This is a genomic window from Streptomyces mutomycini, from assembly GCF_001700505.1.
GTDB classification, from domain to species: domain Bacteria; phylum Actinomycetota; class Actinomycetes; order Streptomycetales; family Streptomycetaceae; genus Streptomyces; species Streptomyces mutomycini.
The window spans coordinates 1-11,398 of sequence record NZ_MAPV01000141.1 but is presented as its reverse complement, the minus strand read 5'-3'; the positions used below and the strand labels follow the sequence as shown (position 1 = coordinate 11,398).

Genomic DNA, 11,398 nt, shown 5'->3' with positions numbered 1-11,398 from the left:
GCGCATCAGGGCGCCGGCCTCGTGGGCCGTCGTACGAGGCCCACAAGAGGAGGCCGACAATGGTCCGAACGCGTGCCGCGATCAAGGGAAGGGACCAGGAACTGGCCCTGCTGCGCGCGTCGCTGGCAGCCGGCGGCGGGCGGTTGATCGTCCTCAAGGGGCCGGTCGGTATCGGAAGAACCGCGCTGCTGGACGAGGCGGACCGGTTACTGCGGTTGGCCGGTGTGCGCGTTCTGCCGGTGCGGCTGGGTGCCGCGCCCGGCCCGGAGGGCCGCGACGACGACGCGTTCGCCCTGGCACCCCTGGTGCGCGCGGTACGCGAACAGTTCGAGCGGTTCGAGGACGCCGGGCCGGCCGAATCGCTCGGAACCCTGGCCCGGCTGAGCGACGCGGCGGGGCAGGACACCGCCGGATGGATGCCGGCCATGGTCGCCGCGCTGGACAGCCTGTTCCACCGGATCTGCCGTCCGGGACGCACCGCGGTTCTGGCCGACGACGCGCACGCGGTCCCGGAGCCCGCTCCGATGCTCACCGCGGCACGCCGCTCCGGGTGCCTGGTGCTGGCCACCTGCGAGGAGAGCGCGCAGTACGCCCGGGGACTCGCCGAACTGCTCGCCGCCGCCGATCAGGTGATCACTCTCGGACCACTGCCCGACGACATCGCGGAGTCCCTGGCGTGCCGCGCGTCGGGGTCGCGGCTCGACGAGGCGGTGCCGGACATCCTGCGCACGGCTCTGGGACCGTTGTTCGGCAACCCCGGTACCGTGCTGAGCACCCTCGACGACCTGCGCAGGCGTGGCCGGCTGACCGCCTTCCGCGGCCGGTTGTGCCTGCGGACACCGTCGGAGCCGATCGAGCTGCCGGAGGGCCACCACCTCCTGCGCCGGGTCGCGGCCCTCGGTGAGCCGGCGGCGCGGCTGCTGTCCTCGGTCGCGGTGTGGAACGGCATCGGCGTCGACGATCTGCCGCTGCTCGCCGAGGTGACCGGAACCGGCCTCACCGACTGCGGACGTCTGCTCGACCAGTTGATCGACGCGGAGGTGCTGGTTGCCGACCCGGCAGGCCGGGTGACCTGCCGGTGTCCCGCTCTGGCGGCGTCCGCCACCGGCCGGCCGGGCGCACACCGAGGTGTCGCGTTGCACGCGTCGATCGCCGGACGGCTGCTGGCCCGGCACCGGCAGGGCGTCGCGGTCGATCCCGCGGCCCTCGCCGACCACCTCGCGCACGGTGGCACGGCCGTCGCACCGGAACCGCACACGGTCACCTGGCTGCTCGACCTGGCCGCAGACGCCGAGCCGGAGCGGCCGGAGCGCGCGGCCCTGTGGTGCGCGGCTGCCCTGCGGCATCTGCCCCCCGGCGAACCGGAGCACGCCCGTGCGCTGACCCGACTGCTGAACCTGGCCGTCCGAACGGGCCGGTACGGACTGCTGCGCGGCGTGCTCACCCAGTACGCGGAACACGGATGCGCTCCCGGCTCTCTGGCCCAGATGCGTCTGGCGGCGGTCCTGGTCGCCCTGCACTCCGGTGAACCACCCGCCGAGGAGGCCGTGCGCTCACTGCTGGACAAGGGGATCACGGGCCGCGAGCCGATCGGATTCGCGCAGTGGTGGTTCGGCCGTCAGCCGCCGCCGGACGGAGTGGCGGTGAAGGACGGGCCGACCGGCCTGGCCGGGGCCCAGGAACTCTTCTCGGCCGACCAGATGGAGCTGCTGAGTACCGCACTGACCGGCGATCCGGGCGCCTGCGAGCGGGTCTGGCGCAACTCCGGCCGGACGGTGCCCTCCGCGAAGCTGGGACAACTGCATCGCGGAGCCGCGGTGGTCGACGTGGCCGCGGTGACGCGGCTCGTGCTCGGTGCCCGCTACCGGCTTCCCGTGACCGGCGTGCTCGGCGCGTACCGCCGGGCCGTGCACGGCTACATCGGTGCCGACTGGTCGCAGGCCATGTCCGCGGCCCGGGAGCTGGAACTCTCCGACTCCCAGGACACGTTGGTGCACCACGCCGCTCGCCTGATCGCCGCCGACATCTGCGGGATGCGCGGTGAACCCCGGCAGGCGGCCCTCTGGCTGGCCGACGTGGCACCGGTCCCGAGGCTCGCCGTGATGCGTGCCTGGGTGAGGATCGGTGCGCTCAGCCGCACGGGTGACGACCGGAGGGTGGCGCCGCTGGCCGTGCAGCTCAGCCGGCGTCTGCGCGAGGCCGGATTACACGCGGGCCTGCACCTGCTGCTGATGCGGGCCGTGCAGATCGCCTCGTTCGCCGACGATCACGACGGTGCCACATCGCTGCTGGACGAGTTCGCCCTTCTGCACCGCGAGGCAGGGACGGACACGATGGAGGGCCTCGTCCTGGCGCGTGGCCTGGTGTACCGCGACGTCCGCCTCGCCCGGGCGGCCAGCGATCTGACCCGGAACAGGGGAGATCTGGCGTCGCTGATGGAGTCCTGCCTCGCCATCGCGCGCTTCGCCGAGGACCCGCGTCCCTGGCTGCGCGAGGCCCACGGCCTGGCCACCCGGTGCGGTGCGTCGTCGGTGATGGGACGCGTCCGCGCGGTCACCCGCGAACGGGGGGTCCCCGCACCACGGGCGCGCGGCCGGCGTGAGGCCCTGGCCGCCACCGAGCGACGCATCATCGAGCTGATCGGTGAGGGCCTGACCAACCGGCAGATCGCGCTGCGCCTCCAGGCCAGCGAGAAGACCGTGGAGAACTACCTGACCCGCTTGTTCGCCCGTACCGGCTGCCGTTCCCGCGTCGAGCTGGCCGCAGCCAGCCTGGGAGGCCGGCTGCGGCAGCCGTCGCCCTGAGCGGCTCCGGGGCCGGGCCGAAGATGCCATTCCTCGGTCCCACTCGGGCCGAGGACGGCCATCGGTGACGACAGCCCCGGTACGGCCTCCCTAACGTCGAGTGCATGACCGACATCGACGTTCCTCAGGTCGCTGATCCCGAGGTGGCAGCAATCGTGCGGGCCGAGGTCGAGGGCCGGTGGCCGGATGACGTTTCGGGCCTCGACGAACTCGTACGGTACGGACTGATGCCCTTCGGCAAGATGATGGGCCCCTGGCTGGTGATCCGTTCCAGTCTCGCGGTGGGAGGCGACATAGCCACTGTCCTTCCCGCAGCGGTGGCCCTTGAATGTGTGCAGGTCGGCGCGATGATGCATGACGACATCATCGACAGCGACCCGGAGCGGCGCAGCAAGGCGGCCGCGCACACGGTGTTCGGGGAGTCGGCCGCGATCGTCGGAGGCGACGGGCTGTTCTTCCACGGCTTCGCCGCCCTGGCCGAGTGCCATGATGCCGGGGCGCCCCCCGCGCGGGTCGCGCAGGCGCTGGCGGTCCTGTCCAAGGCCGGAGTACGCATCGGGGACGCGGCCCTCAGCGAGATCCGGATGAGTCGCGGCATCTGCTCCGTCGAGGAATACCTCAGCATGATCGCGGACAAGAGCGGTGCTCTGCTGTGGATGGCCTGCGGTGTCGGCGCCACCCTGGGAGGGGCCGACGACAGGTGCCTGGGGGCCCTCAGCGAGTACAGCGATCAGCTGGGTATCGCGTACCAGATCCGCGACGACCTGATGGCCTACGACGGAACGCGGGCAGGCAAGCCCAACGTGTCCGACGTCCGCAACGGCCGGCCCACCCTGCCGGTGCTGCTCGCCCACGAACGTGCCTCCGCACAACAGCAACGGCGCATCGAGCGCCTGCTCGCCGACACCTCCGTACCGGTCGACACACGCTACGAGGCCATGGTCGAGCTGGTCGACGCGTACGAAGGGACAGAGGCGGCGCGCGAGGTCTCGCACCGCCATGTCCGGCTGGCCACGACGGCGTTGGAAGGCCTGCCGCCCGGCATCCACCGGGACGCGCTGGCGGATCTCACCGTGCCCGGTCGCCTGGTGTAGCGCGGCCCCACCCCGAGGAGCTGGCCTGATGACCTCCCCGACCTATGCGACGTACTTGCGTCTGGACGAACTGCTCTCGTTGCAGCAGCCGCTCACACCGGCGGAGCAGCGGGACCTGAGCGACAGTGAGCGGCTCTTCATCGTGGTGCACCAGGCGTCCGAGACGCTGCTCAGCCAGGTCCTCGTCGACCTGAGACACATCGACGCCCACCGGTGCGGGCAGCAGTGCTTCTCCCAGCGCGTGGAGCGGGCGGCGCGGCTGGTGGACGCCCTCGCAGGGCAGTTGACGCTCCTGCACCGCACACTGCGCCGGGAGGACTTCCTCCGGTTCCGGGACCGGTTCGGCACGGCGAGCGGGCTGGACTCGGAGCAGTTCAAGGAACTGTTCTCGCGGGTCAGGCGCCTGACGAAGCACGGTGCCGACGACCGTTCGCCACAGGAGGCACAGCGGCTCGGCGAGCTGGGCGCCGCCGTGGGGCGGTGGCGGAGCACACACCTGGAACTGGTCGACCACATGCTCGGAGACCGGCCGGGCACGGGCGAGACCTCCGGTGCCCGCTTCCTGGCAGCCCGGCTCGGCGACGTACCGGCGGGTGCGGAGCCGGCAGGTGCGGAGCCGGCCGCCGCGTCGTCGCGGCCTGACCACGAGGACTCCCCTGACGCCCAGCCACTGTCATCGTCGTCCGCGCGGCCCTCGTCCGCGCGGCCCTCGCTGGGACACGTGGTCGTGGTGGGCGGCAGCGTGGCGGGACTGCTGACCGCGCACGTCCTCGCGGACCACGCCCGACGGGTGACCGTACTGGAACGCGACCACTACGAGCAGAGCCCCGGTCCCCGTGCGGGCGTGCCGCAGTCGCGTCATACCCATGTCCTGCTGACCAGCGGGATGAACGCGCTGGACGAGCTGCTGCCCGGGCTGCTGCCCGAGCTCACGGATGCGGGCGCTCCGCGGGTGGCGGTGCCGGGAGACCTCGGGGTGTGGCAGGCGGGCCAGTGGATATCACGCCGCAACCCCTCGGCTCCGATCATGACCCCGTCGCGTCCCTTCCTGGAGAACCACGTTCGCCGGCACGTCCTGGCCGACTCCCGCATCGAGGTCCGCACCGGGGTCGAGACGACGGGCCTGCTCGGCCGGCCGGGTCACATCACCGGCGTCGTGGTCCGGGACCGCGGCGTCGAACATGGCAGCCCTCAGGAACTCACGGCCGACCTGGTGGTGGACGCCACGGGGAGGGGCAGCCGTACGCCCCGGTGGCTGACCGAACTGGGTGACCGGCCCCCCGCCGAAGAGGTGGTGGAGACGGGACGGGCGTACGCCACGTGCGTCTTCCACGCCGACGACCCGGCCGAGGATCTCAGGGGCTTCTACGTCGTGCCGGACGCGGAGCAGCCCTTCGGCGCCATCATCCTGCCCGTCGAGGGCGGCCGCTGGTCGGTCACCCTGTCCGGGCCGCGGGGCCAGGCGCCGCCCACCGACCCGGAGGGGTTCGTCGACTTCGCCGACCGGCTGCCGCACCCCGCTCCCTACAAATGGCTGAGCGCGGCACGCCCGGTCGCCCGGCCCGTGGGATACCGCCACACCGCCAACCGGCGCCGCCGCTACGACCGTCGGGGACGGGGCGCCACCGGGCTGCTCGTCATCGGGGACGCGCTGTGCGCGTTCAACCCCGTCTACGGCCAGGGCCTGTCCGTGGCGGCCCTGAACGCGGTCGCCCTGAGGGACGTACTGGCCGGCGGAGGCACCCCCTCGGCGCACGTCCTTCAGCGGGCGGTGCTGCGGTCCTCTCACGCGGCGTGGGCCGTCGCGACGGGCGCGGACAGTCCGATGCCGGGAGCCATCGGCAACGCGGTGCGGACCGGCCCCGTCGCCCGGCTGCTGAATCGCTACCTCAGCCGTGTGCGCGCTCACGTACCGAGCGATCCGGTCGTGTGTGCGGCCAATCGTGACGTCCTCTTCCTGCTGAACCCGCCCCACAGTCTGCTCACCTCTCCCCAGGTCCTGCGGCGGGTGCTGCTGAGGACGGCCCGGCCGACTTCTCGTGACCTGCCCACGCCGTGACCATCACGAGCCGACAGCGAAGGTGCACCATGCGACACGCCAGTGCGTTCCCGGACCGTCCCTGTGCGGACGTGCCCCGGGCGGCCTCCCGATTCCTCGTCCGCCGTGCGGGTGGCCGGTGGGGCTCATGACGACGACACCGACCAGGGGACTCACCCCGGTGCTCGACACCGGGCGGACGATGCTGGGCCCTGCCCTGCGGGACGCCGTCAACTCCCACCTGGGGCCGGAGATGAGCCGGATCGCCCACTACCACTTCGGATGGGCGGACGCCGAGGGCCGGCCGACCGGTACCTGGGGCGGGAAGATGCTCCGGCCCACCCTGGCGCTGCTGTCGGCGCGGGCGGCGGGCGCGACGGACGCGGAGGGCCTTCCCGCCGCACTGGCCGTGGAGCTGGTGCACAACTTCTCACTGCTGCACGACGACATCATGGACGCCGACGAGACGAGACGCGGCAGGGCCACCGCGTGGACGGTCTTCGGCGTTCCGAGCGCGATCCTGGCCGGTGACGCGATGGTCACCGCGGCCACGTCCGTGCTGCTGGCCGCGCCGGCTGCGGGTGCCACTTCCGCCACCGTGTCGCTGATGACCGCCACCCAGCGGATGATCGACGGCCAGACCTCCGATGTCGAGTTCGAACGACGCGACGACGTGACCCTGGGCGAGTGCCTGCGTATGGCCGGCGACAAGACAGGCGCACTGCTCGGGTGCGCCTGTGCGCTCGGGGCGGAACTGGTCGGCGCGGAACGGTCTTTGATCGAAGGGCTGGACGCGTTCGGCGCACACATCGGGCTCGCCTTCCAGCTCGCCGACGACCTGCTGGGCATCTGGGGCGATCCGGACAGGTCCGGGAAACAGGTGGGAGCCGACCTGCGCGTCCGCAAGAAGTCCCTGCCCGTGGTGGCCGCGCTGAACTCACCCGGTGCGGATGAGCTTCGCGCCCTGTACCTGGGTCCGGAGCCGATGACCGAGCGCACCGTCCAGCGCGTCACCGAGCTCGTGGAACGTGCGGGAGGACGGGACTGGGCGCAGGACGAGGCCGCCCGTCAGATCGCCGCGGCGGAGCAGCGCATCACGGCCACCGGGACCCCGGACGACGTGCTCGGCGAGTTGCTGGAGGTCGCCGGGTTCATCGTGGGCAGGCAGCTGTGACGCGGCGCCTCGCCCGGCAGGGTGCGCAACCGCTCCGCCACGCCCCGGGCCGGCCGCGTTCCTCCGTCCGAGCAGTACCGGGGCAGGGCCGGCCGAAGGGGTGACGTGAGGGAAAGCCGGCGAGCGGCACTCCCGCGCAGGACGCGGGAGCGTCGTGGCTCTGGAACGCCCCCGCTCACCCCGGACGCCACTCCGTGGCGGCCGGATGGTGTCTGTGTCCCACCTCCTGATGAACAGAAAGGCGATTTCATGACCGACTCCACAGCGATCCCCATCGGGGGACGAGCCGCCGGATGCCCGTTCGCTCCCGTTCCGGAACTGTACGAGGCCCAGAAGGACGAGGAGTTGCGCCGGGTCACGGTACCCAGCCCGCTGCTGGGCGATTTCGACGCGGTGGTCGTCACCCGGTACGAGGACGTCAAGAGCGTGCTCGCGGACGACCAGCTGCGCATGGGCGGGTCCATGCCGTACCAGGCCGGCAACCTGTTGAGTTACGACGGCCCTGAACACTCCCGCCTGCGGCGCATGCTGACCGGCTCGTTCACGACCAAGCGGGCGCGGGAACTCCGGCCGCAGATCGAGGGCGTCGTCGAGTCCGCCCTGGACACGGTGGCGCAGGCCGGTCAGGGCGCGGACCTGGTGAAGCACTTCTGCACCCCCATCCCGACGCTGGTCATCTGCGAACTGCTGGGTGTGCCCTACGCCGACCGTGAGGATTTCCAGCACCGCACCGCGGTCGCACTGGACTTCAACACGAGCCGCGAGGTGCAGATGCGGCAGGCGGCCGAGATGGAGGCCTACATGGCCGGTCTCGTGGCACGCCACCGGGAGAGCCCGGGCGACAACGTACTGGGCCGTGTGGTGCGTGACTTCGGCGGCGAGCTGACCGACAGCGAACTGGCGGGTATCGGCAACATGCTGCTCATCGCCGGGCACGAGACGATCGCCAGCACGCTGTCGGCCGCCATCGCACTGCTCCTTGGACACCCCGATCAGCTCGCAGTGGTACGAGACGACCCCTCGGCGACCGACGGGGCCGTCGAGGAGCTGCTGCGGTACTGCGCGCCGGCCGCCATCCTTCCGCGTCAGGCGGCCGGAGACATCTGCGTACGCGACCAGAAGATCAAGGAGGACGAGCGGGTCGTGGCGTCCGTACTCGCCGCCAACCGGGACCTGGGTGCGGCCGACCAGGACCTGGACAACCTGGACGTGCGGCGTCCTGTCCAGCGCCACCTCACCTTCGGTTTCGGCCCGCACCAGTGCCTCGGCCAGCAGTTGGCACGTATGGAGCTGCGCGTCGCGCTGCCGGCGCTGTTCACCAGGTTCCCCACGCTGCGGCCGGCCGTCCCGCTCGACGAGCTCGACTACCGGACCAACGCGCTGGTCTTCGGTGTGAACGCCCTGCCGGTCACCTGGTGAACCTTCAGCCGATGGAGAAGACGATGAGGATCGAGGTCGACGAGAGCCGGTGCTTCGCGGTCGGGAACTGCGCGCTGATCGCACCGGCGGTCTTCGACCAGCGCGACGAGGACGGCACGGTGACCCTGCTCGACGCGACTCCACCGGAGCGGGAGCACGAGCCGGTCCGGGCGGCGACCCTGCGCTGCCCGGCCTCGGCCATCGCCCTGCACGAGAACGAAACGCGGGCTCACGATGAGTGACCTGCTCTGCCAGATGTTCGACCGACCCCCAGGGGGTACCCCATGCGTGACGTAGACGTGCCGGTCCTGATAGTCGGTGGTGGAGGCTGTGGACTGGCCGCCTCGGTCCTGCTGTCCGACGTGGGTGTGCGCCACCTGCTGGTGGAGCGTCGCGAGTCGACATCGGTCCTCCCGAGGGCGCACTACCTGAACCAACGCACCATGGAGATCTTCCGGCAGCACGCAATCGCCGACGACGTCTACGGGATGAGCGCTCCGCAGGCCAACATGAGCGAGGTCGCCTGGCGGACCTCGCTGGCAGGAGACGGCCCGCTGGACGCGCGGGAACTGCACCGGATGGACGCCTTCGGCGGAGGCAGCACTGCCGGGCCCTACGCGGCCGACAGCCCCGGCCCCTCGACCAACCTCCCGCAGCACCGGCTCGAGCCGTTGCTGCGCCGGCACGCGGAGCACCGGGCACCGTCCAGCCTGCTCTTCGGTCACGAGATGACGGGGTTCAGCCAGGACGAGGACGGGGTCACCGCGCGGATCACCGACCGGTCCACCGGCCAGGAACGCGTCGTCCGCGCCCGCTACCTCCTGGGAGCCGACGGCGGCAGGAGCATCGGCAGGTCGCTCGGCATTCCGATGGACGGTGCCGGGGGCGCCTTCACCATCATCTCGGTCCACTTCAGCGCGGACCTGTCGCGCTGGTGGAGCGGTGACTCGGTGCTGATGACCCACATCATCAGCCCCGACGGTGAGGTCTCCGTGGTCGTCGCGACCGGACCCGAATGGGGCCTGGCCTCCGAGGAATGGGCGCTGCACTTCCGGGTGCCGCCCGGTGCCGCGGTGGACCTCGGAACGGATGCGATCGCCACGCGGGTACGCGAACTGCTCAAGCTGCCCGAGGACCTGAGCGTGCGGGTCCGCCACGTCAGCGAGTACCGGCCGGAGGCGGTGGTGGCCAGGTCCTTCCGGGCCGGCCGGGTCTTCCTCGCCGGAGATGCCGCGCACCGGCAGCCGCCCGCCGCCGGAGGCGGGCTGAACACGGCGATCCAGGACGTGCACAACCTCGCGTGGAAGCTCGGGGCCGTGTTCGGCGGCCAGGCAGGCGACGCGCTGCTGGACACGTACGAGTCGGAGCGGCTGCCCGTCGCGGCACGCAACGTGAGCTGGTCGATGGCCAGCCTGCTCAACTACGGGGTGCTGTTCGCGAGCCTCGGCATGGTGCCCGGACAACCGGAGGCCACGCATTCCAACTTCCGCGAACTCCTCTCCGACACACCGATGGGGGAGACCCGGCGGGCCGTGGTGCGTGAGGTGTTCGGCACCCAGCGGATCGAGTACCAGGCGCACGACATCGAGCTCGGTCACGTCTACGCGGACGGCGCGGTGCTCCCGGACGGCACCCCGCCGCCGCCCCGCGACCCGATGGGCGCCACCTACCATCCGCTCACCCGGCCTGGGCACCGGCTGCCGCACGCCTGGCTGCTGCGCGGTGACAACCGGGTGTCGACGCACGATCTCGTCGGCGGCGACGCCGGCTTCGTGCTGATCACCGGGCCGCTGAGCGAGGGCTGGACCGTCGTGGCCAAGAAGGCCGCGGACACGTATGGGGTGGCGCTCACCGTGGTGTCCATCGGGAGCAGCCCGGATGCGGCGGACTACTGGGACGCCGAGGGCGCCTGGGCCAGGGTGCGGGGGACCGAGGACGACGGTGCCGTCCTCGTACGGCCGGACCAGCACGTCGCCTGGCGCCGCACCCACGCGGGCCCGCGCGCCGACCAGGAACTCGACGCGGCGCTCCGGCGTGCCCTCGGCCACTTCGACGCGACGACCACCGGGAGCTGAGCGTGCCCTCCACCGACGCCGAGCGTGTCGTCCACGACTTCCTGACGCGGATGGGACCGACTCCGGCCGACGTCAGGCAGACCGTGGACAGCTGCCTGACCGACGACTGCGTATGGGAGAACCCCGGATCCCCGGTGTGCCGGGGAAAGGCGGAGATCCTCGCACTCCTGCCGGCCGACTTCGCACGGCTGGAAGTCAGGTTCCGGCATACGGCCTCCACGGCGGACACCGTCCTGACCGAGCGGGTCGAGAGCATGTTCCGCGTCGACGGCACCCCGATCGCGCAGCACCTGAAGGTGATGGCGGCGTTCGAGGTGCGGGCCGGCCGGATCAGCGCCTGGCGGGACTACTACGACCACACCCACCTCATTTCCGAGCGCCCGGACTGGTGACCATGACGTACAAGCGAACGGATCTGCTGCAACTCCGAGCCGAACTGGTCGGCAGGGTGCACAAGTTCGGGCCGGTGTTCGCGGAGGGTGTCGCCGCGGGGGAGCGGGAGCGGAGGCTGCCCGACGACACGGTGCGCGCGATCGACGACTCGCAGGTGAGCCGGCTCTGGACCGCGAGCTCCTACGGAGGACTGGAGACGGACGTCCGCACCCTGAGCGAGGTCGCCAAGGCGCTGTCCCACTACTGCCCGTCCACCTCCTGGGTGGTCAACAACATCAACGGTTCGAACCTGCTCGCCGCGAAGTTCCCGCAGGCCGCCAGGGACGAGGTGTTCGGGGACGACCCCGGCACCAAGCTGGCCTCGGTCTTCGCGGCCACGGGCACCGCGGTGCGCACCGCGG

The 11,398-nt window shown here is 71.7% G+C and carries 8 protein-coding genes and 1 pseudogene; all 9 read left to right on the top strand.

The window, feature by feature from the left end:
• Nucleotides 1-59 precede the first annotated feature (59 nt).
• Nucleotides 60-2,804, top strand: a complete 2,745-nt coding sequence (locus tag BFF76_RS20620; RefSeq protein WP_065848787.1) for a helix-turn-helix transcriptional regulator — start codon at nt 60-62, stop codon at nt 2,802-2,804.
• A 104-nt stretch (nt 2,805-2,908) separates the two neighbouring features.
• Nucleotides 2,909-3,898, top strand: coding sequence for a polyprenyl synthetase family protein (locus tag BFF76_RS20615; protein ID WP_065848786.1), 990 nt, complete (start codon nt 2,909-2,911; stop codon nt 3,896-3,898).
• 28 nt (nt 3,899-3,926) lie between these two features.
• Nucleotides 3,927-5,957, top strand: coding sequence for a tryptophan 2,3-dioxygenase family protein (locus BFF76_RS31515; RefSeq protein WP_167359516.1), 2,031 nt, complete (start codon nt 3,927-3,929; stop codon nt 5,955-5,957).
• Nucleotides 5,958-6,084: 127 nt separating this feature from the next.
• A complete protein-coding gene (locus tag BFF76_RS20605) occupies nt 6,085-7,110 on the top strand; it encodes a polyprenyl synthetase family protein (protein ID WP_053931170.1) in 1,026 nt (341 codons plus the stop codon).
• Between the two features lie 249 nt (nt 7,111-7,359).
• Nucleotides 7,360-8,529 (top strand): cytochrome P450, encoded by a 1,170-nt coding sequence (locus BFF76_RS20600; RefSeq protein ID WP_031097978.1) that lies wholly within the window; start codon nt 7,360-7,362, stop codon nt 8,527-8,529.
• Nucleotides 8,530-8,540: 11 nt separating this feature from the next.
• The gene (locus BFF76_RS20595) at nt 8,541-8,771 is read left to right on the top strand and encodes a ferredoxin (RefSeq protein WP_381822602.1); all 231 of its coding nucleotides are present in this window, start codon (nt 8,541-8,543) and stop codon (nt 8,769-8,771) included.
• A gap of 42 nt (nt 8,772-8,813) precedes the next feature.
• Nucleotides 8,814-10,604, top strand: a complete 1,791-nt coding sequence (locus BFF76_RS20590; protein WP_053931171.1) for an FAD-dependent monooxygenase — start codon at nt 8,814-8,816, stop codon at nt 10,602-10,604.
• Between the two features lie 2 nt (nt 10,605-10,606).
• Nucleotides 10,607-10,996 carry a limonene-1,2-epoxide hydrolase family protein gene (locus BFF76_RS20585; RefSeq protein WP_031097973.1) on the top strand — a complete coding sequence of 130 codons (390 nt, stop codon included), beginning with the start codon at nt 10,607-10,609 and terminating at the stop codon, nt 10,994-10,996.
• A gap of 2 nt (nt 10,997-10,998) precedes the next feature.
• Nucleotides 10,999-11,398: pseudogene (locus BFF76_RS20580) on the top strand (hypothetical protein); the annotation flags it as partial.